Here is a 25,334-nt window from a genome sequence, read left to right on the forward strand (position 1 = left end):
TTCATTATTCTACAGGTCTTTGAAATGGAACTGCTTCTTTCCGGTTGCGTAGTCATCAACTATCTGTCCATGTCCGTAAAGCTTGTATTTGTAAGTTACAAGTCCCTCAAGTCCTACAGGGCCTCTTGCATGGATCTTGCTTGTGCTGATTCCGACCTCTGCGCCGAAACCGTATCTGAAGCCATCGGCAAATCTTGTGGAGCAGTTCTGGTATACTCCCGCCGAGTCGACAAGCTGCATGAAGAGGTCGGCAGTGTCGGCATTTTCAGTCACGATACAGTCAGTATGGTGTGAACCGAAGTGGTTGATGTGTGAGATAGCCTCCTGGACATTGTTCACGATCTTGACTGAGAGTACCAGGTCAAGATACTCTGTATTGAAATCGTCGTCTCCCATGATCTCAAAAACGTTCTGGCTGTCAGTTGCGGCATTCGTATGTGAACCATTGGCCTGACCGTCAGCTGTGTATGCCCGTTTGATGATCTCCGCTGCCTCTGCGGTTCCGCGTAGCTTTACACCATTCTCCCTGAGAGCTTTAGCCATGACTGGAAGCATTTCATTTGCCACATCCCTGTGGATGAGAAGTGTCTCCGTTGCGTTGCAGGCAGCGGTGTACTGTGTTTTTGCATCTATGATGATAGGGATAGCCTTCTCTATATCTGCATCCTTGTCTATGTATGTGTGGCAGATTCCGTCTGCGTGTCCCATGACAGGAATCTTGGTGTTGTTCATTATATACTGCACAAATGCATTTGAGCCTCTAGGTATGAGCAGGTCAACGGACTTGTTGCATGACAGAAGCTCATCGATCTCGTTGTGCTGGCTTGCCTGGAGCATGCAGCCCTCTGGTGCTCCGTTTGCAACGGCTGTGCTGTAGATCACATCGAAGAGAGCCTTGTTGGTGTTGGCAGTTTCCTTGCCACCCTTGAGTACTGCGCAGTTGCCGCTCTTGATGCACAATGATGATATCTGGACCAGCGCATCCGGTCTTGCCTCGAATATGATTCCGATGACACCTATAGGGCAGGAGACTCTCTGAAGGACCAGCCCCTCGTCAAGCTCTCTCTTGAGCTGGATCTGTCCAACCGGATCAGGGAGCTTTATGAGCTCATCGATTCCATTTGTCACGTCAGCGAGCTTGTGCTCGTCGAACTTCAGTCTCTTCTTGACTGATGCAGCGATCCCGTTCTCCTCGGCAGCAGCCATGTCCTTTGCATTTGCCGCAAATATCTCATCCTTATGTGCGATGAGTGCGTCCTTTACATGTACTAGTATATTGTTTCTTGTATCTTCTGAAAGTGCAGCCATTTTGTAGCTGTCAGCCTTCATGATGCTTGTAGCTTCCTGCATGTTCATAATATTGTTCTCCTTTATAATCCGGTATGTCATGTGCATTTATTCTGTCGTGGCATATGAGCATATAATCCATTAAATATTACCACAAGTTTGGGGAGATGACCACAGGGAAGAAGATAAAAAGAGGCCATCGCATAATATGAGCAACCCACATGGAAAATGAAATCTCCGTTGTGTATGATTGCCATATTATGTGATGACCTTTTTATATGGTTATTGAGTTGTTATATATTGCTCCAAATTAGCAGCTTATCACAACAAAGCTCTGTGCCGGAAGAGTGATAACTCCGTCAGCGATACCTGGCTGTGTGCCGTTTATTGCTATAGAATAGATAACCTTTGCGTCACCAGTCAGCTCAGCAAGCTTCCTTGACTGGGTGTCTGTATTCTTAGGGTTCACTGCAAGGAGTAGATTCCCTCTCTTATATACAAGTGGCTTTCTGCTGATGATCTCAAGGTTGCTCTTGTCCAGCAGATCGGCCTGTGAACGCCTGAGAGAAGTGAGGGCCTTCACTGTATTGAGCAGGGAGTTCTGATCTGCCTCGGAAGCCTCAACATTTGCGGCATTTTCTGCAGGATCAACCGGCAGATAGAGCTTGTCGGCAGGCGCTGATGAGAAGCCCATGTTGTCACCGCTTGTCCACTGCATAGGAGTTCTTGAGCCGGTTCTGGTGAATCCACCCTCCTTGCTTGCCATGCTTCTGAAGCTCATGGCGATCTCATCGCCGTAGTAGATGAATGGATTGCCGGGCATTGTCAGGAAGAATGCGTAGGCAAGCTTTAACTCATCCTCAGAGAGTCCGTAGCTGATACGTGTAGTGTCGTGATTTCCTGTGATGAGGGCTATAGCACCCTTGTCCTTTATCTGCTCGTATCTTCCCATGTATTCATCAATGAAGTGGTCGCAGGTTCCCTTGCTGTCAGCCTTGAAGAAGCTGTTGTTCTCCGTGCTGTCGTCAAGTGACTCTGGAAGAGATGCAAATGCATTCAGGTGAGCTTCGTAATCTCTTACCAGAGAGTTATATCCGTTGCCCATCCAGTCGAGATAGAAGTCCATGTCGAAGCCGGCCTTGATTGACTGTTCAGCCTTTCCCCACTCAGATACAAATGCTGACTCAGGGTACTCAGCGTGTATATCGCCGAGAATGTCCTGCCATACGGCAACTGTTCCGCTCTTGTTCGCATCATCATGCTTTACAAGTGAATCTGCCATATCTACACGGAAGCCGTCACAGCCCTTGTCGAGCCAGAAGCGGCATACGTCCTTCATAGCCTCTCTGGTTGCGATACATGCAGGATCGTACATGCTCTTGTGCCACTTTTCTGTTGGATTAAGCACTCCATAGTTGAGAGCCGGCTGGCACTTGAAGAAGTTGACGATGTAGGCACCGTTTCTTGGTGATTCTCCTGCGATGTAGTTGAGACCTGCACCGCCACAGAGCCATCCGTCAGTCCACATATATCTATCTGAGTATTCATTTGGCTCAGCTTTTTTGCTCTCGGTAAACCATGTATGCTCCTCAGATGTGTGGCCTGGAACCAGGTCGAGGAGAATGTGCATGTCCCTCTTGTGAGCCTCAGCGAAGAGGTTCTCTATGTCCTCCATTGTTCCGTATCTCTCGGCAACCTTCTTGTAATCCCTTACATCGTAGCCTGCATCGGAAAATGGTGAATCAAAGCAAGGATTCATCCAGATAGCGTTGCATCCAAGAGACTTGATATAGTCAAGCTTTGCAGTGATTCCGTTGAAATCACCGATACCGTCGCCGTTGGTATCGTAGAAACTCTGTGGGTATATCTCATAAAAAATTGCATCTTTAAGCCATGTAGCCATAATAAATGTCCTCCTTATAAAAATGCAGCATGCGCATATAAATGCACTTCGCGCGGCGCATGCGTTACTATTCGTTCCTCCATAATATGAGCAGCGCACTTGCAGCTATGCGCTGGTGGTTTAAGGTATAAGGTACTGCAAACCCACACAGAAATCTGCCTCAAAATACGGAGAACGATCTTATTAGTATTAAGAACATTCTACTCATTATAATAAAATATAATATGGAAAAATGTAATCCTTTATATGTAAATTAATAGATTTATTTTGCAGGAAAATATACTTGTTGAAAACGCACAGCAAACATAAAAATATCTGTATTTTATCTGGTTCAAATATGTGATAAAATTTGCTTTAAACTGTAAAAGTTTAAACACACAAATGCAATGATATATGTTACAATCACAAGGTATGTGTCAGCATAAATGAAAAAATAATACAGAATGTAACAGCTTGAAGTAAACATCTGACGCAAATAATACTGATATCTGTGAAAGGAAAAGTGTATGAGTAAAGAAAATAACAACGGCGACAGAGAAAAGTTCGCCTCCAGACTTGGGTTCATCCTCGTGTCGGCGGGATGTGCTATTGGCCTTGGAAATGTATGGAAGTTCCCGTATATATGCGGGCAGAATGGCGGAGCGATATTTATCGTGATATATCTGCTGTGTCTGTTGCTTCTGGGATATCCTATCCTTACCTGTGAGTTTGCGATAGGCAGAGGGAGTGGCAAGAGCGTTGGTTCAGCGCTTAAGGAGCTTGCGCCGAAGGGCGGCAACTGGCATAAATTCAGCTGGTATGCCTATGCCGGCAACTATCTGCTGATGATGTTTTATACTATGGTAGCGGGCTGGATGGTATACTATGTGTACGTCATGGGATCAGGACAGCTTCATGGTGGGTCAGTAGAAGCAATAGAAGACAAATTTACAGGGATGCTTGCATCACCGGGACTTATGGTCGCGATCACACTTGCGGTCATCGTGTGTTGTATAGGTATATGTTCACTGGGACTTCAGAACGGAGTGGAGAGGGTGACAAAGATCATGATGTTTGCACTTATAGTTCTGATGATAGTCATGGCAGTGAATTCGCTCATGCTCTCGGGCAACGAAGAAGGACTTAAGTTCTATCTTGTTCCAAGTATCGAGCGTGCAAATGCCAGAGGCTGGGGCAATGTATTATTTGACGCCATGACCCAGGCATTTTTTACACTCAGTGTAGGTATGGGATCCATGGAGATATTTGGAAGTTATATAGGCAAGGAGAGAAAATTGTCTGGCGAGGCGAAGAGTGTTATGTACCTTGATACATTTGTGGCACTCATGGCCGGAGTCATCATATTGCCAGCATGCTTTGCGTACGGGATCAGCCCGGACAAGGGACCATCACTTCTGTTTATGACCCTGCCGAATGTGTTCAACCACATGCCGGGAGGAAGAGTGTGGGGAATTCTGTTCTTCATATTCATGTCATTTGCGGCGCTTTCCACGGTTATCGCGGTGTTTGAGAATATCATATCGATAAGTATAGATATGTTTGGATGGAAGAGAAAGAAGTCACTTATTATAAATCTGATCGGGATATCAGTGCTCTCCCTGCCGGCTGTGCTTGGATTCAATGTGCTTTCAGGAATCACTCCGATGGGAGCGGGTACAAATATCATGGATCTGGAAGATTTTCTCGTATCGGGAAATATCCTCCCACTCGGATCATTACTTTTTGTCCTGTTCTGTACAAGAAAGAATGGATGGGGATTTGAAAACTTTGTCGCTGAGGCAGACACCGGTATCGGTAAGCCGTTTCCGCAGTACCTAAGAAAATACATGTCATACGTGCTGCCGCTTATAATTGTGGTAATCTATTTCAAGGGATACTACGATACATTTGCCCCGAAGGGACCAAAACTGCTGTGTATCTGGATGGGAGTTGCAGCATTGTTTGTTCTTTTCATAGGCTATCTGGCGTTTGGACATGGACGGGAGAGCAGGACAGATAAAAAAGAGTGAAAATTTCAGTGAATTTAACACGGACTTATTGTCTTTTGAAGCAAAACATGATATTATATAAGTACCAACAGTAAGTCCTTCGATAGTGCGTTTATCTATGTAAGTGTTCTGTGTGAGCATCGCTCGGAGGCAATTGGTATTTTAAATATTTCAAAAAAGGGATTGAAACCGCGATATGGGTCGCAAGGTTCAATCCCTTTTTGATTATGTCAGCTCGTAAACACCCTTAAGTATTCCAAGTTCTCTCATAAGCTCAAGTTCCTCAGTGTAATGTCCAGTCTGCAGATGTGAATAGAACAGATTAGAAAATACATCCGCTATCTGCACAAACTTGTTACAGGCTGAATCGAAGTAGCTCACTGAGAAATTCCCCGCTACCTGACCTGACAGTGAAAGCTCGGTGTTCAGGTAATTTTCAAGGAATGATTTGTTCTCCACCCGCTCATTCCTCTCGTCAAGCTGCAGAAAGCAGTCCTCGTCAGGAAGATATCCATTCTGTATGAAGTAGAGCAGGGCAGATTTGATGGAGAAGTTGAATGTCCTGGAGATGTTGTCGAAGAAGCGGTTCGGCAGATTTTCATTCTTCATCATGATATAGTACACGTCAAAGTGATGCTTCCTGGAGAAGTAATCCACAAATATGTGCTTCATGTCTCTGTCAAACTGTGCACCTTTTAGTTCACGGAATTTGCCGTCCCGGAACATTCTCCCGCCGTGCTTGGTGATCTTGCCGGTCATGTCATCGACCTTGTCACTGTCCAGATCAAGAAGCATCTCATAGTTGGAAGAAATAAATCTCTTGTAAGCACGCTCAAGGGCGACGGGATCGAGGACATGGATCATAGACACCACGAAATACTGATCGTTTGTGGCATATTTATTGATAGAACCTGATTCGTCTATGTAAATGTTCACGATTCCTGCCCCCTTATATAATCGAATTCTTCGCCATGTCTAAGTGTTAATCCACTGATACAAGCTCTATCTTGAAGTTGAGCTCTTTGCCGGCCATCTCATGGTTTGCATCAAATGTGATGGATTCGTCATCTTTTTCAATGACCTTTACAAGGAACTGCTGTCCCATGGAATTGGCAAGGTATACCTGATTGCCGACCTCAAGATTCTCAGCGCCAGGCATATCTGCAAGAGGAGCCTTGATGATGGCCTCCGGGTCAGGCATTCCGTATGCGTCCTCAGGACGAAGATGTACATCGATGATATCGCCAACGTTCATGCCCTCAACTGCCTGATCAAATCCCGGAATCATCTGTCCTGCACCGCAAACGAACTCGATAGGCTCGCCTCTGTCATATGAAGAATCGAACTTTGTTCCGTCGTTGAATGTTCCTGTGTAGTGAACCTTACAGGTTCTTCCTGTGTTACTCATAAAAATTTGTCCTCCAATTGGGTAATATGTCATTAATTGTAACATGAAATAGAGGGAATGGATATAGGAAAAATTATGGCGTTCCGACCTCGATAAGATTGCCGTCAGGATCATAGAATCTGATGACTTTTTGTCCCCATGAATGAGTCATGAGACGATTGACATATTCAATGTTGTATGGCGACTCATCAAGTTTTTGTGCAAACTCCTCGATATTATTTTCTTCAAAATATAACTCCGAAGCATTGTTATGTGGAATTACAAGATTTTCAATGAATTCAGCCCAAATAGTTGCATCCTGAAGGACCAGCCCTCCCGTCAGGATCACATTTCCCTCGTTGTCCAAGATAACCTCAAGCCCGAAGATATCTTTGTAAAATTTTTTTGATCGTTCAATGTCATTTACGACGATTAGTACATTTTTTAATTGCATAGCGGTTTTCCCCCAAGTGTATAATATAAGTTGGTTTCTAGTGTTTAGTTTACCAAATGATTTGCAAACAGTCTACATAATATATGGTAAAATTAGAAAAAACTATTTATTGATTGCAGCGGCAGCGTATTGTGCAGTCGGCGAGGATAGAGTAAACTGAAACCAGTTTAGAATGAATGGAGATAAATTATGTTGAAATTAGGATGTCATGTGGGTATGTCGGGCAAGGAGATGATGCTAGGCTCAGTGAAGGATGCTGTGGCATTTGGCGCAAATACATTTATGCTCTACACAGGCGCACCACAGAATACGAGACGCAAGGATATATCGGAGCTTAGGATACAGGAGGCACATGAACTCATGGTTCAGAACGGCATAGAGGAGTTCGTGGTCCATGCGCCGTATATAATCAACCTTGCAAATACTGTGAATCCTGCAATCTATGAGATTGCAGTGGAATTTCTTGCAAAGGAGATTGACAGGGCGACAGCGATGGGATCACAGACCATAGTCCTTCATCCGGGCTCACATGTAGGGGAGGGCGTGGACAAGGGAATTGCAAGCATAGTAAAGGGCCTGAATGAAGTCCTGACCGCGGACACCGCATGCCACATAGCTCTGGAGACCATGGCGGGAAAGGGCAGTGAGATTGGAAGAAACTTTGAGGAGCTTGCGCGAATCTATGATGGAGTGAGTCATAATGACAAGCTTCGTGTGTGCTTTGACACTTGTCACACCAGCGATGCGGGCTACGACATCATACATGATTTCGATGGAGTCGTGGAGAAGTTCGACAGACTCATCGGCAGAGATCAGATAGCCGTGTTTCACATGAACGACAGCAAGAACGAGCCGGGAGCGGCTAAGGACAGACACGAGAACTTTGGGTTTGGCAAGATAGGTTTTGAACCGCTCATGTACATCATGAACCACCCAGACTTCATGGAAGTCCCAAAGATCCTGGAATCCCCATACATCAAAGACCCGGAAAACAGCAAGAAAAGCTACGAGCCGTTCAAACGGGAAATAGCAATGATCCGAAATGGGAAATTCGATCCGAAGATGAGGGAGAAAGTGGTGGAAGATAACAGATAAAAAGGAGTTCTACTTAGTAGAACTCCCTGAATGTTTTCTTTCGGCATCTCTGCCTATCCGAGTTTTGGTAAACAAACAACCCTTATGAAGCTCAGCCATGCACTGTTTCCCGAAACATCACACGCATCATCACTCTACAGCCTGCTACGACTATTAAGTTTACGTCAGTCTGATAGGCAACTCCTGTCACCTGCATAACAGCGCTTTCGCCCTGTTTCTACTATATAAGCTGAGCCGCAAGAAAGGCAATAAACCTGTGGTTTACCCCTTGCATATCTAATGATAAGTCAAAACACAGGTAATCAGCCATTCATCTGCTTCAAAAACTATAATAAAAGAGATGTATGTTGTGTATGGGCTATCGGTAGTGAAGACTGCCGAGCTTCAGGATTTTCCTGCCGAGCTGAAGACCGCAGCGCCCTTATCGCGGTCGTAAGCGAGTGCAAATGGAAAATTCTGAAGTGACAGCAGTCGAACGTGATAGCACATACACAACATACATCTCTTTTTTCATGAACTGAATACAGATGAAGGACTGATTACCGTCCGTCCCTTACTTCTCCGGATGCTCTGTCAGCCAGTGCTCGATGACCTGCGCATCAGAGTGGCACTGCACAAAAGTTCCGTTGATTCTCTGGGTACTCTCAATACCCTTTCCAGTCGTGATGACAAGCTCGCCAGGCTGAGCCTCATCGAGGGCTCTTGTGAGAGCCTGCTCCCTGTCAACGATTATATAGCAAGGCTTTGTGATGTACTGCTTGATCTCCTTACAGATCTCCTCACAGGACTCAAAGCCCGGATCCTCCATGGTGAGAACAACCTTGTCGGCATACTGCTCAGCAAGTCTTCCCATATCCTCACGGCGCTTCTTGTAACGCTCACCGCCACAGCCGAATACAACGGTTATAGACTTTGGCTTCATGGTCTTTTTAACCATCTCATACAGTCTGTACATGCTTATATAGTTGTGTGCGTAGTCGATCATAAATGTGCGATCCTTCCAGTGATATACCTGTAGTCTTCCCGGAACATATACATCTCTGATGCTGCTTCTGATCTGATCATTTGGAATGCCGATGAGAAGAGAGGAGATGATGGCGGCAACAATATTTTCAACATTGTAATCACCGATCAGGTTGGTGTTGTATGCTCTGTTCTCTCCTCCGTATATAAGCTCAAAGTAGCTGTTATGGTCTGTGAGATCTTCATTGTGGATGCTGGCGAATTCAGTATCCTTTTCAAAGAAATCGTCATCCCTTGACATGAGCTTTTCAATTGATTCCTTGCTTCCGTATACAACAACGTGCTTGTCCCTTACTTCATTATATATAGTTTCAAAATATCTTGTGTCACTGTACAGCACAACGTTGTCGCACTGCTTCAGGAAGGATACCTTGCATCCGAGATAGTCCTCCATGGAGGCGTGCTCTGTCGGGCTGATGTGATCGTAGTCGATATTGGTAAATACTCCGACCTTGTAGTGCTCTCCGTAGATGCGGTTCATCTTCATGGCCTGGGAAGAAACTTCCATTATACAGTGTGTACAGCCTTCATCTACAGCCATGTCGAAGTATGTCTGGAGTTCAATAGGCTCAGGTGTGGTGAGAGTGGTCTCAAAAACCTTTGTTCCAACATCAATCTCATGGGTTGAGAATGCTGAGCATCTGTTGTCGGTGTATTTGTCCAGTATATCCTTCATGACAAATGTAACTGTGGTCTTTCCCTTTGTTCCGGTGATTCCGACCTTGGTCATGTTATCGCCTGGATTGCCGAAGAACCATCTGGCAGCAAGAGCCATGGCCTTTCTTATATCATTTACAATAATATAAGGGATGTCCACGTCGTCGTACTTTTGCTGTGACAAATATACGATGGCGCCCTGTGCGATGGCTGATTTCAGGTAATCCTCCTTAAATGAGGCACCCTTGCACACGAAGAATGTACCTGGGACCACATCCTTGGAATTGATGGTTATATGGGAAGGAGTGATGTCTTTGCAATCCTCCGAATATTCAGTTATAAGATCCTGCCTGCTTAAAATATCCAATAAAGCTGTAAATTGTAAATTCTCTTTCATACTTTTCCCCTTGGAATGTGTCTTTTATTGTATTTGTACGGACTATGATCCGTACGACTAAATGTATCACTTATTATGCTTTCTATAAATAATTATGTCAAATAAAAAATACTCAGATCATTAGTTCTGTTCTCTTCATATTTATCTCCATTTGCATACAAATATATCCAAGCTGGTATAACCATGCCTATTATAGCATAACATCAGGTATTATAGCACTTAAATTGTCGAAATGCGAAGCATTTTGACCCGGTATTGATAACTTCTATCATATGCAAAAACTTGTGTTGACAAAGTGCATCTGTTCAATTAAATTGTAGTCGCAATTTAAAAAAGAAAGATGAACTAGTGAAGAGGTTATATGAATATAGTATAGACAGAATACATATTATAAAGAGGTGATGAAATGTCAGAGTTCATAACATTATTTATACCATTTGCCGGAACAACACTGGGATCGGCCATGGTTTTCCTTATGAAAGATAAGATCTCTCCGCTTGTGGAGAAGGCTCTGCTCGGGTTTGCGGCGGGGGTCATGATCGCGGCGTCCATATGGTCACTGCTCATTCCGTCAATAGACATGGCGGAGGCACAGGGCAAGATAGCGTGGCTGCCGGCACTTATCGGATTTGCTCTTGGAATCATATTCCTGCTTGTTCTTGACACGGTGATACCGCACCTTCATCTGGAAAGTGACAAACCGGAGGGCGTCAGGTCAAAGCTTCAGAAGACGACCATGATGATATTTGCAGTCACGCTCCACAATATCCCCGAGGGCATGGCAGTGGGCGTTGTGTACGCCGGCGCAGCCATGGGCAATATGGGCGTGTCCATCACAGGTGCATTTGCACTTTCCATAGGAATCGCTATACAGAACTTCCCGGAGGGCGCAATTGTGTCCATGCCGCTTGTTGGCGAGGGCATGAGCAAGAAGAAGGCATTTCTGTATGGAACGCTGTCCGGAGCTGTGGAGCCGGTCGGAGGTTTCCTCACGGCACTGCTGGCTGTCCAGGTCACACCACTTCTTCCGTATTTCCTTGCATTTGCGGCGGGAGCCATGCTCTATGTGGTCATAGAGGAGCTGATACCTGAGTCTCAGGCGGGCGAGCATACCAATATAGGAACCATCGGTGCGGCGGTGGGCTTCGCTCTTATGATGGTGCTGGATGTGGCACTTGGATAATGACGAAAAATGCTAAATGATAAAATATGAGCAACTACTTATGTTGATTTTAAATATAAGTTAGCTTAAACTAACATCGTAGATCATGTGAGCTCCTGTACCCTCTGTAAACTGCTGAATCGGAGGGACAGCAGGGGTTATACTCGCGCGATACAAGAAAGGAGAAATATAAAAATGATGAATTATCTTGAGATCGAAAAGGTAATAGGAAGAGAGATCCTTGATTCAAGAGGAAATCCAACAGTTGAGGCGGAGGTGTATCTGGCAGATGGAACAGTAGGCCGTGGTGCGGCGCCAAGTGGAGCTTCCACAGGTGAGTTTGAGGCACTTGAGCTTCGTGATGGAGACAAGTCAAGATACCTCGGCAAGGGTGTTCAGAAAGCAGTAGAGAATATAAATACTACTATAAATGACGTACTTACAGGAATGGATGCGTCTGATATATATGCAGTTGATGCAGCAATGATCAAGGCTGATGGAACAAAGGACAAGTCAAACCTTGGAGCAAATGCTGTCCTTGCAGTTTCAATCGCAGCAGCAAGAGCAGCTTCAATCTCACTTGACATTCCTCTTTATAGATTCCTCGGTGGAATCTCAGGAAACAAGCTTCCAGTTCCAATGATGAACATCGTAAACGGTGGATGTCATGCTCTGTCATCAGGACTTGACGTTCAGGAGTTCATGATCATGCCAGTTGGCGCTCCATCATTCAAGGAGTGTCTGAGATGGTGTGCAGAGGTATTCCACGCACTTGCAGGAATCCTCAAGGAGAGAGGCCTTGCTACATCAGTAGGTGATGAGGGTGGATTTGCCCCGGCACTTAAGTCTGACGAGGAGGCTATCGAGACAATTCTCGAGGCTGTAAAGAAGGCTGGGTATGAGCCAGGTAAGGACTTCAAGATCGCTATGGATGCTGCTTCATCAGAGTGGAAGAGCGAGAAGGGAAAGGGCTGGTACAAGCTTCCAAAGGCTGGAACAGAGTATACAGCAGAGCAGCTCATCGAGCACTGGGCAAAGCTTGTTGAGAAGTATCCTATCATCTCAATTGAGGATGGTCTCGACGAGGAGGATTGGGAAGGATGGCAGAAGCTCACAACAAGACTTGGCGACAAGGTACAGCTTGTCGGTGATGATCTGTTTGTTACAAATACAGAGAGACTTGCAAAGGGTATCGAGATGGGATGCGCAAACTGTATCCTTATCAAGCTCAACCAGATCGGCTCAGTATCAGAGACACTTGAGGCTATCAAGATGGCTCATAAGGCTGGATACACAGCAATATCATCACACAGATCAGGTGAGACAGCAGATACAACTATCGCAGATCTCGCAGTAGCACTCAACACATGCCAGATCAAGACAGGTGCTCCTTCAAGATCAGAGAGAGTTGCAAAGTACAACCAGCTCCTCAGAATCGAAGAGCAGCTTGGCGACTCAGCTGTATATCCTGGAATCAAAGCTTTCAACGTAAAGCAGTAGGATAATAGCATTAGCCATACGAATGCATCTCCACTGGTGGAATCATCGGCGGAGGTGCTTTTTTTATACTTTAATTAAATAAAAAAATGACTAAAAATTGCCAGATAATATGTGTGTATTTTAACATTAAAAATATGGAATCACTTGACAGATAGTGTTAAACTATACATAGGCTTATCGGGAGGTAGGAATCATGGCTTCAAAAAGAGATTATTATGAAGTTCTCGGCGTATCAAAGACAGCCACAGACGCTGAGATAAAAAGAGCATATAGAACCCTGGCGAAGAAATACCACCCGGACACGAATCCTGGCGATGCGACGGCTGCAGAGAAGTTTAAGGAGGCCTCTGAGGCCTACGCGGTACTGTCTGATGCCGAGAAGAGGAAGATGTATGATCAGTTTGGAATGGCTGCATTCGATGGCTCCGGTGGAGCCGCCGGTGGTGATCCATTCGGAGGCGGAGGCTTCCACTTTGAGGGTGGAGACTTCGGTGATATGTTTGGCGATATATTTGGCTCGTTCTTTGGCGGCGGTGGCCGCTCACAGAGAGGTGGATTTGGCGGATTCGGTCAGGGAAGCTTCAATGCGCGGGGCAGAGATATGGAGGCAAGTGTCACGGTAGATTTTGATGATGCAGTATATGGTTGCGACAAGACTCTGTCATTCAATGATGGACGGGGAGGAAGTTCCCAGTTCACTGTACACATTCCGGCGGGTATAGACAACGGCGGTGTGATAAGACTGGCTGGCAAGGGATATCCCGGAACCGGCAAGGGTCAGCCTGGAGATATGCTGCTGAAGGTCAATGTAAGAGACAAGGCAGGTTATGAGAGAAAGGGTCTGGATATATACACCACGGCTCTTGTGCCATTTGACACGGCAGTTCTCGGTGGAGAGATATTGGTCCACACCATGTTCGGTGATGTGAAGTGCAAGATAGCACCGGGTACTCAGTCGGGAAGCAAGATAAGGCTTCGTGGCAAGGGTGTCCAGGCGAGGGGCGGCAATACCCATGGAGATCATTATGTTACCGTGAGAATTGCAGTTCCAAGGAACATTTCACCAGAGGCGAAGGATGCGCTTAAGAAGTTCACAGAGCTTGTGAACAAGGGCTGATAATATTATGTTCACATAGAAACCAGGGCGGAAAGCTCACTTTATGAGCGGTCTGCCCTGGTTTTCTCAGCTAAAGCGGGAGATTCTTGACTTTGCAGACAAAAATACATATAAAGATTACTTTAAACAATTGATTTCAGGAGGGAAAATGTTATTAGATAAAGATATACGAGAACCCCTGTTTGATTTCCTTGAGGAGCGATATGGCAAGGTGCGTATCCTTGAGGAGAAGACCGTCGGAAACTCCCGTGCGGATGTGGTAATGGTCATTCCAGACAAGATAGTGGGAATCGAGATAAAAAGTGATGCGGATACATACACGCGGCTGGAGAGTCAGGTAGCAGACTATGATCTATATTTTGACCAGAATATCGTGGTGGTGGGAAGTACACATGCAGGTCATGTGGCAGAGCATGTACCAGACTACTGGGGGATCATATCTGTTGAAGAATATGATACAGGCATCAAGTCAGATACAGATGGCAAGCCAGATGCAGAAGGCCTGGAGGATGGAGTGTCAGACAAGCTGACTCACAAGATCGATTTCTACGTGGTCAGGGAGATGCAGCCTAATCCACGGGCTGATCTGCTTCGTACCATACGTATATTGTGGAGACCGGAGCTTGCACATATTCAGGAGACCTACAGCCTTCCGATGTATAAGGGAAAGAGCAAGGATTTTGTGAGAACCCTCATAGTTGACAGACTTCCGGCGGAGATCGTGCATCATGAGATAAGTGAGATCCTGTTCGAGAGGGATTATGCCGCCATGATCGAGCAGATACAGGAGTTCAGGAAGGCTCAGGCGGCAAAGCGTGGCAAGACGGTCAGGAGAAAGAAAAAGAGATACAGAAGAAAAAAGAGAGATGCATAGAGGTGACAGCATGATAAAGAAGTATACATACGGAAAGCCATTTCAGACAGAATCAGTAGTGGTAGATATCGCAGCAGAAAAAGGACAGCCAGATCACGGCAATATAGACTTAACAGCCGGATTTTCGTACACATTTGGTCTTGAGGACAGTGATATAGTGTATGGCCTTGGCGAGGCGAACAGAGGAATCAACAAGAGAGGCTACAAGTACATAAGCAACAATGCAGACAATCCGCATCATCACGAGGATGTATACTCACTGTATGCATCACACAACTTTATTATAGTTTCAGGAGCGCAGAAATTTGGCCTGTATTTTGACTATCCATCCACGATCACATTTGACGTGGGATATACGAAGTGCGATGAGCTGCACATTTTCTGCGACAGCGCAGATCTGGATATCTATGTGATAACAGGTGACAGCCCATATGATATCACAAAGCAGTTCAGAAAGATGATAGGCAGAAGCTATATACCACCAAAGTTTGCATTTGGATTTGGACAGAGCCGCTGGGGATACAAGACACCGGAGGACTTTGAGACGGTGGCGAGGAAATACAGAGAGAACCACATCCCGATCGATATGGTCTACATGGATATAGATTACATGGACAGCTATAAGGATTTCACCATAAATGACGACTTTGGCGATTTTTCGGAGTATGTGGAGAATCTGAAAAAGGATAATATACGCCTGATCCCGATCATTGATGCCGGTGTAAAGATTGAGGAAGGTTACGATGTGTATGAGGAGGGCGTGGCAAATAACTACTTCTGCAAGAGAGCAGATGGAAGTGATTTCGTTGCGGCGGTATGGCCGGGATATACGCATTTCCCTGATGTGCTGAACCCTGAGGCGAGACGCTGGTTCGGTGCAAAGTACAAGATTCTGACGGATGCAGGTATAGAGGGCTTCTGGAATGACATGAATGAGCCGGCGATCTTCTTCACCCCGGAGGGCGTGAGCGAGCTGAAGAAAGCTATGAAGAAGTTCATTGAGAAGGACGAGACTGTGGACGATGTCTGGGGCATCTCGGGTATGGCGGCAGGTGTTGCCAACAATCCGAAGGATTACGCATCTATGTATCACAATGTGGATGGGGAGATGGTGCGTCACGACAAGGTTCACAACCTCTTTGGATATAACATGACAAGGGCGGCAGGCGAGGCGCTTCGCGAGATCTCACCGGATGAGAGACGACTTTTGTTCTCCAGATCGTCTTATATAGGGATGCATCGTTATGGCGGCGTCTGGATGGGCGATAACAAATCGTGGTGGTCACACATCCTGCTCAACATCAAGATGCTTCCGTCCATGAATATGTGCGGTTTCCTGTATACGGGCGCGGATCTCGGCGGATTTGGCTGTGATACTTCAAGGGATCTTCTTCTCAGATGGCTCGCACTCGGTGTGTTCACTCCGCTCATGCGTGACCATTCTTGTGAGGGTACAAGAGATCAGGAGTGCTATCAGTTTGAGCATATAGAGGATTTCAGGAATGTGATCGGTGTCCGTTACCGATTGCTTCCATATATATACAGCGAGTACATGAAGGCTGCCTTGACGGACGACATGATGTTCAAGCCGCTGGCATTTGAATATCCAGATGATAAGATCGCGGCCCATGTGGAGGATCAGCTCATGCTTGGAAATGAGATCATGATCGCACCGGTTTACACGCAGAATGCCATCGGAAGATATGTGTATCTGCCAGAGAATATGATGCTTGTAAGGTTTACGGCAGATGGCAGCGCCACGCAGACGGAGATGCCTGCGGGACATCACTTTGTTGAGGTACCTTTGAATGAAGTCATCCTGTTTGTAAGAAACGGCAAATGTATACCTGTCGTGGATGTGGCGGAGTGCGTTGCTGATATTGATAAGACTACAATGCAGCTGATCGGCTATAAGAACAGCAGTTATATGCTGTACGATGATGACGGTTATACAAGGGAGTATGATTTAGAGAAGAACAGTGTGCTCTTATTTAAATAGGATGCATGGCAAGGGATAAGCTGGCAGAGGCATGGTTAATATATAATATTACCTAATAGACATCAGAAAATATAACACCAGAGAATATAACATCAGAGAATATATAAGGAAGAGAAGACATGAAGAACGTAAAATTAATAGCATCCGACATGGATCACACACTGCTTATGGAGAATGGAAAACTCCCGGATGGTTTCTTTGATTACATTGACAGGCTGGATGAGAAGGGGATTCGTTTTGTTGTAGCCAGCGGAAGACCTATGTACACCCTGAGGGACATGTTCGGAGACAAGATGGATAAGATGGTGGTCATCGGTGATAACGGTGCGGCTATTTCCAATTGCGGCAAGATCATATACAAGAGCCTGATGGATGTGGAAGAGTACCAGAGTATGATACGCTTTGTGGAGGACGAGACGGATGGTGTTGCTGTATTGTGTGCTCTATCCGGAGCATATGTCCTGAAAAAATACGAGAAGTATGCGAAGTTTTTCAAAGCATTTCTCAGTAAGCTTGTGTTTGTTGATGATATGAGAAGCCTTGACGTCGAGGCCAATAAGTTTACGATATTTGATCCTGATAAGGATGCTGCCGTGAAGTACAAAGAGATCTATACGCCACGTTTTGGAGATAACTTCTCAGTCACTGTGGGCGGAAGAGAATGGATCGACATCATGAATAAAGGTATCAATAAGGGAATGGCCATGAGAAAGATCGGAGAACTTCTTGGTATCGATACCAGTGAGATGATGGCATTCGGAGACAACTTCAACGATGCGGAGATGCTGAAGACGGTATACTACAGCTATATCGTGGCAAATGCGCAGCCTGGCATGGAGAAGTTTGCAAGATTCCGCGCCCCATCCAATGAGGAGCGTGGAGTGCTCCAGGTTATGGAGCAGGTGCTGGCAGCCAACTTGTAGGCGAAGTATAGAAACAGACATAAATAATGGAAAGAAATCAAAGGCTCAGTCTCTTATTAACAGTGGCTGGGCCTTTTATTGATAATGTAAGCAGTGACCACTAAATCTTAATATTAAACGTAATAAGATTGTAAGATGTGGATGTTAGAATAAAATCATCAGATAGAACAGACAAGAAAATGAAAAGGAAGAGGTATCATGAATATATTATCAACCCATAATCTTACAAAGACATACGGAACAGGAGACAATGTCGTGCATGCGCTTACAGATGTGTCACTTGATATTGAAGAGGGAAAATTTGTATCTATCATAGGCAGTTCGGGAAGTGGAAAGTCAACACTTCTAAATCTCTTAGGGGGTCTCGACAGGCCAACATCGGGGGATGTTATACTGGACGGCAAAGCTATTTTTGAAATGGACGATGAGGCACTTACGATATTCAGAAGACGAAAGATAGGATTTGTCTTCCAGAATTACAATCTGGTGCCGATATTAAATGTGTACGAGAATATAGTGCTTCCGATCGAGCTGGATGGAACGAAGATAGACACTGCGTATGTAGATAAAATTATGGATGTGCTCGGCTTATCGGAAAAGAAATTTTCTATGCCGAACCAGCTGTCAGGAGGCCAGCAGCAGAGGGTTGCGATAGCCAGAGCGCTGGCAGCAAAACCTTCTATCATATTGGCTGATGAGCCGACAGGCAATCTGGACAGCAAGACCAGTATGGATGTCATTGCATTGTTAAAGCTGACTGGTAAAGAATTTGCACAGACGATAGTGATGATCACTCATAATGAAGAGATAGCAACCATGGCAGACCAGATGATACGGATCGAAGATGGCAGGATCTTCTCAGCAGGAGTACCAGATGGGGGTGAGAAGGATGCTTAGAAACAATAATCAGGCGGCGGTGAGCAGGATATATCACCGCATGTTAAAGCAGAACAAAGTGCGAAATGTAATTGTTATTCTGGCGATCGTTCTCACAACATTTATGTTCACGGCCGTATTTACATTGGGATTTTCAATAGCTAAAAATCTTAACCAGATGCAGCTCAGACTTCAGGGAACAAGATCTTCTATATATATGGAGCGTCCATCTGAAGGTCAGATAAATGATATAAAGGCCTGTCCGTCACTTCTTGCAGCGGGAATACAGATCGATGCACAGACAGTAAGCACGGGATCAGGCAAGTACAGTTATCTGCTTCAGTATGATGATGATACAGAATTTAATGAGAATCTGAAACCTGCCATAACCGATATAAATGGCAGTTATCCGAAGGATGAGAATGAGATAATGCTCACAAAGCAGATACTTGACAATATGGGTATCACGTCGCCAAAGGTAGGCCAGAATGTTACGTTTGTGATGGATGGTGAGAGAAAAAATTTTGTGCTCTCAGGCTGGTACACAGGATTTGCCAAGAGCAGCGTATGCCTGGTGTCAAAGAAATATGTGGATTCCCAGGGGATAGATATGCAGAAGGATGGACGTGTCAGTATCTCCGCAAAGGAGGGCAAGGGTGATAAACTCCAAGATGAACTTGAGAAGAATGTTACTTTGAGGCAGGACCAGAAGTTTGACGTGAAATATGATGTTCAGTCTGAAAATGGTTCAAACCGTGTTTTTATAGCTATAAGTATAGGCATTATAGCTCTTATGATACTCCTTAGTGGATATCTTCTTATATATAATGTAATGTATATATCTGTTACAAAGGATATAAGATTCTATGGAATGCTCAAGACCATCGGGGCTACGATGTCCCAGATACAGAAGATAGTGAAAAAACAGGCCCTATATCTGGCTTGTGTAGGAATTCCGATAGGGGTACTCCTTGGAACTGCGGTGTCGTTTGGCGTTGTTCCTCTTGCTATGAACATGCTGTCGATAGACAGGGAAGCTGCACTTTCATCGGCGGTCAGTTTCAATCCGGGAATATATGTATTCTCCGTGGTATTTGCATTTGCGACTGTATTTATAAGTGCGAGGAAACCGGCAAAATATGCCGGGAAGATATCTGCAATCGATGCAATGAAATATACTGGAAATATATCAGGAACAAGATATAAGTCCACCAGTGGAGGAAGGCCCTGGAAGATGGCATGGAGGAATGTGTTTCGTGAAAAAAAGAGAAGTATACTTGTGTTCGCATCGATATTCATGGGTTCAGTTACATTTCTGTGTGTGAATACATTTATATCATGCATGGATGCGGACAGTTATATAGAGCATTATCTTCACAATGATTATGTGCTATATGGCGGCGGAGAATCAGATAACTATAAGCCTCAGGCGACCATGGCAGACATCGCGGAACAGATGCGAAACATTCCGGGTATGGGTACTGTAGAGGTGAACAGAAGTGCAGATGTAAGACTGCCATTTGACGCTGAACTTTATGCACCGTTTATTGAGAGCGAGGATGACCCTGAAGCTCTTGCGACATTTTATGAGACAACGACCAACAGTGAGGCACAGTATGGGGCACCGCTGATATCGGTCAATTCAGATATGATAAAGCTCTACAACAAAACTGCCAGACAGAAGATTGATATAGATGCATTCGAAAAAGGAGAGGTATGTCTGATAGGTTATGTAGATTCCATATCAGCGTCGGAGCGGATGACGGATAAGACTCTGACACTTGTAAATGACCAGACGGGCAGGAAGAGACAGATCACAGTTGGCGCAGCCATGATGAGAGCAGAGCAGTCAGCAATCACCGCTGGGTATTATTGGACACTTGGTGGAGCTCCGGAGGCGATATTTGTGAGTGATGCGGTGATGGATGATCTGTTTCCGGATGCGGCGATCTCATGCATCATTGCGGATGCGGGGAAAGGAAAAGAATCAGATGTGACACCATATGTACAGCGCATCGTAAAGGAAAATCCAGTCATAGCCGGGAGTGATATCAGGTCGGTGGAGGGCTCGGAATTTAAGAAGTCTATGCTGTCGCTTGAGGTGATAGGCGGTGGAATATCGATCATATTGATACTTATCGGAGTGGTGAATTATATCAATGTCATGATCACTGGTGTATATACGAGAAAACTGGAACTGGCAGTGCTTGAGAGTGTTGGAATGACAAAGAGGCAGATACGTAATATGCTTATGTACGAGGGCATGTTTTATGGTATTATAACAACAGTACTTATTGTGACGCTTGGAAGCCTTATGATGTATGGAACTGGTCGGCTATGTGTGAATATAGCTGATTATGCAGTATTTCATTATCCTTATGCACTTGTTGCCGGAGTCGTTGTTGTGCTGTTTGCTATATGCATTGTGGTTCCGGCGATGGTGTTCAGACTTGTGACAAAAGATACGGTGACAAGCCGGCTGAGAGAAGCATCATAGATATTGGGCAGACCGGGAGTCATGAAAATGATATGGAATCAGCATGTAATTGATAGGAGAAAGTATGAAACGTATTTTGGTTGTGGAGGATGATGTGATCATATGTGGAGGTGTGAAGCTATTCCTTGAAAAGAGGGGATACGAAGTTGAAACTGCGTACTCATGCAAGGAGGCGGATGGCTGTCTGGAACATGGCTTCGATCTGATATTGCTTGACAGAAACCTTCCCGATGGAAGGGGCCTTGACTACTGCAGAGAACTGAGAAAAAGCACAAAGGTCCCGATCATCTTCCTCACGGCAAGAGATACGGAGGCTGATATGATAGAGGGGTTCCGGGCCGGCTGCGATGACTATATAGCGAAGCCGTTTTCCGTGGAACTTCTGTATCAGCGGATAGAGGCAGTCCTTCGAAGAAGTGAAAATGCACTGGATGGGGTAAAGCATGAACGTTTTCATTATGGGGATATGAGTGTTGACTTTGAACGGATGCAGGTGTACATATCGGATGAACCGATAAAGCTGTCCGTTACGGAATACAGGATACTGGAACTGCTGATAAAAAATAAGGGGCGCGTTCTCACAAGGGATATGATCATACAGAAGATTTGGGATGACAATGAAAATTATGTGGATGAGAACACGCTGAATGTGCATATCAGAAGACTTCGTCAGAAGATAGAAAAGGATGCCGGCAATCCGGAGTACGTGATCACGGTGTTTGGAATCGGATATACATTTGGCGAGACATAGGCAGGGGTAGATAACAGAGATAATATGGATAAATATATTGAAAACTATGGTAAATATACGAAGAGAGTGAGGATGCTGTATGTATGCTCACTTCTTTTGTTTGTGTTTTTAGCAGTATTTGAGTATGTATGTTCAGGGAAAATACTTGCGGCCATAGGTGCACTGGCGTGTGGTGTAGTTATGTTTGTTGTCATAAAGTTGCTGCAGAAGGCGGATGATGACTTTATTTCGGAGGTCGTGGCAGCTATGTCGGATCTTCTGGACAATCTCTCTGAGCTGAAACGGCAGCAGGTATTTCCGGAAAATGATGACTCGCTGGTATCAAGGCTGCAGAGCAAGGTTGACAAGATAATCGATGCGCTGAAGCTTCAGAATTCCAGAGAGAGGCTGGAGCATGAGAAGATTAAGGGGCTGGTATCGGATCTTTCCCATCAACTGAAGACGCCAATATCGAACCTGAGGATGTACACGGATTTTCTGAAAAATCCGGATATAAGTGATGATGAGCGTACTCAGTACTTGCAAGTCCTTGAACTGGCGGTGGAGCGCTTGTCATTTCTCTCGGAGAGTATGATAAAGGTATCCAGACTGGAAAGCGGACTTATCAATCTCGATGTGAAAAGCCAGAGTATAAATGACACTGTGCTGCAGGCAGTGAAAGATGTATATGTGAGTGCGAAAAACGCCGATATAACTATCAGATATGATGAACAGGTGAAATGTGATATACAGCATGACAGAAGATGGACTGCGGAAGCGTGTTTCAATCTTTTGGATAATGCAATAAAATATGGAAAAACTGGAAGTGAGATAGTCCTGTCGGTCAGAAAACTAGGGCTCACGGTTGAAATCAGTGTGACAGATGAGAATGAACCAATAGGAGAGGATGAGCGTACACATATATTTGAGAGGTTTTACCGTGGCAGAAATTCCGGTGACAAGGATGGCGTTGGAATAGGTCTTTATCTGTCAAGGGAGATCATAGAAAAACAGGGCGGAATGTTAAGTGTTATTCCCCAAAAGGGCGGTAACAAGTTCGTGATCGTGTTGCAGAGCCGATGAATGGAATAATGGCATGATTATATATAAAGGAGTACATATGATTTACACATACCCGGATTATTATAAGCAATTCAGCTGCATAGCGGACAAATGCCCAGACACATGCTGCGGCAAATGGCAGATAGTGATAGATGATGATTCTCTTGAAAGGTATCAGGAGTATGATGGAGATTACAGACCGGAACTTCACCGGAAAGTAAACTGGAAAGAGGGCGTTTTCAGACACGGCAGAAGTGGAAAGTGTGCATTTCTGCGGGATGACATGCTGTGTGATATGTATATACATATGGGCAAGGACAGCCTCTGCACTACATGCAGGGAGTATCCGAGACATACGGAGGAATTTGAAAATGTCCGTGAGATCTCGCTGTCTCTGTCGTGCCCGGAGGTGGCACGGATGCTGATGAACATCACGGGCAAGGTGACATTTGTGACCGAGGAGGATGACGAGGATGAGGTGTTCGACGATTTTGATTATTTCCTGTACTCGAATCTTGAGGATATAAGGGAGGAGATTCTGAAGATCATTCAGGACAGAAATACAGATATCCGTGATCGTGTCAGGAGAGTTCTACAGATTGGCGCGTCGGCACAGAGACACTATGATGAGGGCGACCTTGTCATGTGGGATGACTGCGGAGAGCAGGATAAGCCGGAGATCCACGGAGAACATGAAGAGTATATGTTACTTCAGAAACAGGCTATGTTTCTCATCGAAGATCTTGAACTTTTGTATGATGACTGGGATGATGTGCTCATTGAGTCGCAGGAGTTTTTGTTCGGTGGGGGCGAGATGGCATTTGCTGAAAATACGAAGAGGTTTGAAGCCTGGTGGGAGACTCACAACGAAATTTCATACTGTCAGCCGGAACAGAAATCGGATACTGCTGAGAATGTTGTGACTGAGGATGATGCGGCTGGGAATGACGTTATAGAGGATGATGTAGCTTGGAATGATGCGACAGATAATCATTTCGAAGATGTTAAAGCGTGTGGGGGTGGGATTCGCATGACGATGGACATATTCCTTGAACAGATCATAGTCTACTTCATATCAACCTACCTTCTCGGCGCAGTGTATGACGACAATATATCCGGCAAGGTGAACGCATGCGTGGGACATGCGGTTGAACTCTATATGCTGCTCATGGCGAGGTGGCTCAGAAATGGTGAGACTTTGTCGACGGATGATCTCATAGAACTCTCTTACAGATATTCCAGGGAGATAGAGCATTCGGACGAGAATCTGGAACAGGTTGAGGTGCTTGACTGGTTTAGTATATAAATATAAAAAAGCAAGCATCGTTATATTAGAATCAGATGCTTGCTTTTTACTTTGTAGGGGAATAGTTATATTTTCTCAAGATCCTTATACTGCTCCAGTGCAGGACTCTCGTCGCCTACGTACCAGTAGTCGCAGCAATCCCCGCCAAGAGCCTCGATCTGTGTACGGATCAGGCGGGCGTGCATGACCTCCGCAAGGTAGTGGTCAGTCCTGCACAGATAAGGGAGCAGGTCCGCATAGCCGTGCTCCTTTGCATGCTTCGCTATAGGACATCCAATCAGATGGAAGCAGAACCCTTCAGTCCTTCCATCCGGGTTGATCTCAACCTTCCAACTATCCATCCATTCGCCTTTTGCCTGGTGTTCCTTCTGCATCCTGTTGAACTTCACATAGGTTTTTTCAAATAACTTATATGGCCAGTTGCTTTTGTTGCCATTCACTATTTTCCCAAGGAATTTCATCTTTTCAGCGGCATCCCGTTTGATGGTGAGAAGAACCTCGCCGTCAAGCCTGTGGCCGCTTGCCTCATAGAATGATACGATGGTAAACCAGTCATACATGTTGGTCGCCATCATGTTCTTGCCGAGATCCGGCATGTCCCTGCGCATGAATTCCCTGTAATATTCATCAGCCTTTTTGAATATATCATCCGCTTCGGACGGAAGATTCTCTTTGCAGTATTTTTCGTAAAGCTTTGCATAGCTCGATACTGAATATGCCCGTTTCATCTCATTTACCTCCCATAACTTGATGCCAGTCTATTAGAATCCGCAGTGGTGGGGCTGACAAATCCAATTTAACTATTGGGTTAGAATATACTAACTGAATAAATTTTATCATATAAAGTTCAGGATAACAAACAATAATGTATTGAAAATTTTTGTTAGGTTGGGGAAAATCTATATCTATAGAAAAAACAATATAAAAACATTTATATATAGTAAAATTAAATAATATAGTAATGACATTTAATGGTAAATATGATATAGTTTGTTATTATATTATTAAGTAGTCGTGGGTATTGAGGTAAAGTTAAAAAATGATGGATAATCAAGTATTATCAGTCATTTAGGGGAAAATGGGAGGAAGAATACCAT

The 25,334-nt window shown here is 44.9% G+C and carries 20 protein-coding genes; 13 read left to right on the forward strand and 7 right to left on the reverse strand.

The genetic code is table 11. From position 1 onward, the window contains the following. Positions 1-9: 9 nt before the first annotated feature. Positions 10-1,356, reverse strand: a complete 1,347-nt coding sequence (locus DWX57_RS12565) for a glutamate-5-semialdehyde dehydrogenase (RefSeq protein ID WP_117550794.1) — start codon at positions 1,354-1,356, stop codon at positions 10-12. Positions 1,357-1,597: 241 nt separating this feature from the next. Further along, positions 1,598-3,190, reverse strand: a complete 1,593-nt coding sequence (locus DWX57_RS12570) for an alpha-amylase family glycosyl hydrolase (protein ID WP_120124532.1) — start codon at positions 3,188-3,190, stop codon at positions 1,598-1,600. Between the two features lie 506 nt (positions 3,191-3,696). On the opposite strand from DWX57_RS12570, the gene DWX57_RS12575 reads away from it, so the two are divergent. Then, positions 3,697-5,199, forward strand: coding sequence for a sodium-dependent transporter (locus DWX57_RS12575; RefSeq protein ID WP_118017247.1), 1,503 nt, complete (start codon positions 3,697-3,699; stop codon positions 5,197-5,199). Between the two features lie 204 nt (positions 5,200-5,403). Here DWX57_RS12575 and DWX57_RS12580 read toward each other — a convergent pair whose 3' ends face one another. The 3 genes from DWX57_RS12580 to DWX57_RS12590 all read right to left on the reverse strand — a co-directional run bounded on the left by DWX57_RS12580 (position 5,404) and on the right by DWX57_RS12590 (position 7,019). After that, complete coding sequence (locus DWX57_RS12580; RefSeq protein ID WP_118649726.1) at positions 5,404-6,114, reverse strand: DUF3800 domain-containing protein; 711 nt, start codon at positions 6,112-6,114, stop codon at positions 5,404-5,406. A gap of 46 nt (positions 6,115-6,160) precedes the next feature. Then, entirely contained in the window at positions 6,161-6,586 is a 426-nt protein-coding gene (locus tag DWX57_RS12585; protein ID WP_004850005.1) for an FKBP-type peptidyl-prolyl cis-trans isomerase, read from the reverse strand. A 73-nt stretch (positions 6,587-6,659) separates the two neighbouring features. Beyond that, positions 6,660-7,019 (reverse strand): VOC family protein, encoded by a 360-nt coding sequence (locus DWX57_RS12590; RefSeq protein ID WP_117550788.1) that lies wholly within the window; start codon positions 7,017-7,019, stop codon positions 6,660-6,662. Positions 7,020-7,211: 192 nt separating this feature from the next. Between DWX57_RS12590 and DWX57_RS12595 the strand changes: the two genes are divergently transcribed. Next, a complete protein-coding gene (locus DWX57_RS12595; RefSeq protein ID WP_120124559.1) occupies positions 7,212-8,114 on the forward strand; it encodes a deoxyribonuclease IV in 903 nt (300 codons plus the stop codon). 553 nt (positions 8,115-8,667) lie between these two features. Here DWX57_RS12595 and DWX57_RS12600 read toward each other — a convergent pair. Next, positions 8,668-10,191 (reverse strand): Mur ligase family protein, encoded by a 1,524-nt coding sequence (locus tag DWX57_RS12600; protein ID WP_055223107.1) that lies wholly within the window; start codon positions 10,189-10,191, stop codon positions 8,668-8,670. Between the two features lie 406 nt (positions 10,192-10,597). Here DWX57_RS12600 and DWX57_RS12605 point away from each other — a divergent pair, with 406 nt between their 5' ends. From DWX57_RS12605 to fliB, 11 genes are all read left to right on the forward strand, one after another. Next, complete coding sequence (locus tag DWX57_RS12605; RefSeq protein WP_117550784.1) at positions 10,598-11,374, forward strand: ZIP family metal transporter; 777 nt, start codon at positions 10,598-10,600, stop codon at positions 11,372-11,374. Between the two features lie 177 nt (positions 11,375-11,551). Beyond that, complete coding sequence (gene eno / locus DWX57_RS12610; RefSeq protein WP_119998594.1) at positions 11,552-12,853, forward strand: phosphopyruvate hydratase; 1,302 nt, start codon at positions 11,552-11,554, stop codon at positions 12,851-12,853. A 193-nt stretch (positions 12,854-13,046) separates the two neighbouring features. Beyond that, positions 13,047-13,970 (forward strand): DnaJ C-terminal domain-containing protein, encoded by a 924-nt coding sequence (locus DWX57_RS12615; RefSeq protein ID WP_015533746.1) that lies wholly within the window; start codon positions 13,047-13,049, stop codon positions 13,968-13,970. A gap of 148 nt (positions 13,971-14,118) precedes the next feature. After that, complete coding sequence (locus DWX57_RS12620; protein WP_022217318.1) at positions 14,119-14,844, forward strand: sce7726 family protein; 726 nt, start codon at positions 14,119-14,121, stop codon at positions 14,842-14,844. Positions 14,845-14,854: 10 nt separating this feature from the next. After that, positions 14,855-16,843, forward strand: coding sequence for a glycoside hydrolase family 31 protein (locus DWX57_RS12625; RefSeq protein WP_120124562.1), 1,989 nt, complete (start codon positions 14,855-14,857; stop codon positions 16,841-16,843). Positions 16,844-16,962: 119 nt separating this feature from the next. Continuing rightward, positions 16,963-17,766, forward strand: a complete 804-nt coding sequence (locus DWX57_RS12630) for an HAD family hydrolase (protein WP_120124535.1) — start codon at positions 16,963-16,965, stop codon at positions 17,764-17,766. Positions 17,767-17,964: 198 nt separating this feature from the next. Further along, complete coding sequence (locus DWX57_RS12635; RefSeq protein ID WP_022058355.1) at positions 17,965-18,663, forward strand: ABC transporter ATP-binding protein; 699 nt, start codon at positions 17,965-17,967, stop codon at positions 18,661-18,663. Next, entirely contained in the window at positions 18,656-21,139 is a 2,484-nt protein-coding gene (locus DWX57_RS12640; protein ID WP_243106234.1) for an ABC transporter permease, read from the forward strand. The genes DWX57_RS12635 and DWX57_RS12640 overlap by 8 nt, the downstream gene beginning before the upstream one ends. A gap of 64 nt (positions 21,140-21,203) precedes the next feature. Then, positions 21,204-21,890 (forward strand): response regulator transcription factor, encoded by a 687-nt coding sequence (locus DWX57_RS12645; RefSeq protein WP_120124538.1) that lies wholly within the window; start codon positions 21,204-21,206, stop codon positions 21,888-21,890. A gap of 24 nt (positions 21,891-21,914) precedes the next feature. Then, a complete protein-coding gene (locus DWX57_RS12650) occupies positions 21,915-22,952 on the forward strand; it encodes a sensor histidine kinase (RefSeq protein ID WP_120124541.1) in 1,038 nt (345 codons plus the stop codon). Between the two features lie 37 nt (positions 22,953-22,989). Continuing rightward, complete coding sequence (fliB, locus tag DWX57_RS14470) at positions 22,990-24,237, forward strand: flagellin lysine-N-methylase (RefSeq protein WP_243106235.1); 1,248 nt, start codon at positions 22,990-22,992, stop codon at positions 24,235-24,237. Positions 24,238-24,302: 65 nt separating this feature from the next. Here the strand turns inward: fliB and DWX57_RS12660 are convergent, their stop codons facing one another. Further along, a complete protein-coding gene (locus tag DWX57_RS12660; RefSeq protein WP_120124546.1) occupies positions 24,303-24,965 on the reverse strand; it encodes an L-2-amino-thiazoline-4-carboxylic acid hydrolase in 663 nt (220 codons plus the stop codon). Between the last annotated feature and the right edge of the window lie 369 nt (positions 24,966-25,334).

It is taken from the genome of Coprococcus sp. AF19-8AC (assembly GCF_003603115.1).
Taxonomy (GTDB): domain Bacteria; phylum Bacillota; class Clostridia; order Lachnospirales; family Lachnospiraceae; genus Coprococcus; species Coprococcus aceti.

Coding starts and splice junctions, on each gene's coding strand:
- DWX57_RS12565 (WP_117550794.1), bottom strand. CDS start 1,356: ATGAACATGCAGGAAGCTACAAGCATCATGAAGGCTGACAGCTACAAA.
- DWX57_RS12570 (WP_120124532.1), bottom strand. CDS start 3,190: ATGGCTACATGGCTTAAAGATGCAATTTTTTATGAGATATACCCACAG.
- DWX57_RS12575 (WP_118017247.1), top strand. CDS start 3,697: ATGAGTAAAGAAAATAACAACGGCGACAGAGAAAAGTTCGCCTCCAGA.
- DWX57_RS12585 (WP_004850005.1), bottom strand. CDS start 6,586: ATGAGTAACACAGGAAGAACCTGTAAGGTTCACTACACAGGAACATTC.
- DWX57_RS12590 (WP_117550788.1), bottom strand. CDS start 7,019: ATGCAATTAAAAAATGTACTAATCGTCGTAAATGACATTGAACGATCA.
- DWX57_RS12600 (WP_055223107.1), bottom strand. CDS start 10,191: ATGAAAGAGAATTTACAATTTACAGCTTTATTGGATATTTTAAGCAGG.
- DWX57_RS12605 (WP_117550784.1), top strand. CDS start 10,598: ATGTCAGAGTTCATAACATTATTTATACCATTTGCCGGAACAACACTG.
- eno (WP_119998594.1), top strand. CDS start 11,552: ATGAATTATCTTGAGATCGAAAAGGTAATAGGAAGAGAGATCCTTGAT.
- DWX57_RS12615 (WP_015533746.1), top strand. CDS start 13,047: ATGGCTTCAAAAAGAGATTATTATGAAGTTCTCGGCGTATCAAAGACA.
- DWX57_RS12620 (WP_022217318.1), top strand. CDS start 14,119: ATGTTATTAGATAAAGATATACGAGAACCCCTGTTTGATTTCCTTGAG.
- DWX57_RS12625 (WP_120124562.1), top strand. CDS start 14,855: ATGATAAAGAAGTATACATACGGAAAGCCATTTCAGACAGAATCAGTA.
- DWX57_RS12630 (WP_120124535.1), top strand. CDS start 16,963: ATGAAGAACGTAAAATTAATAGCATCCGACATGGATCACACACTGCTT.
- DWX57_RS12635 (WP_022058355.1), top strand. CDS start 17,965: ATGAATATATTATCAACCCATAATCTTACAAAGACATACGGAACAGGA.
- DWX57_RS12640 (WP_243106234.1), top strand. CDS start 18,656: ATGCTTAGAAACAATAATCAGGCGGCGGTGAGCAGGATATATCACCGC.
- DWX57_RS12645 (WP_120124538.1), top strand. CDS start 21,204: ATGAAACGTATTTTGGTTGTGGAGGATGATGTGATCATATGTGGAGGT.
- DWX57_RS12650 (WP_120124541.1), top strand. CDS start 21,915: ATGGATAAATATATTGAAAACTATGGTAAATATACGAAGAGAGTGAGG.
- fliB (WP_243106235.1), top strand. CDS start 22,990: ATGATTTACACATACCCGGATTATTATAAGCAATTCAGCTGCATAGCG.
- DWX57_RS12660 (WP_120124546.1), bottom strand. CDS start 24,965: ATGAAACGGGCATATTCAGTATCGAGCTATGCAAAGCTTTACGAAAAA.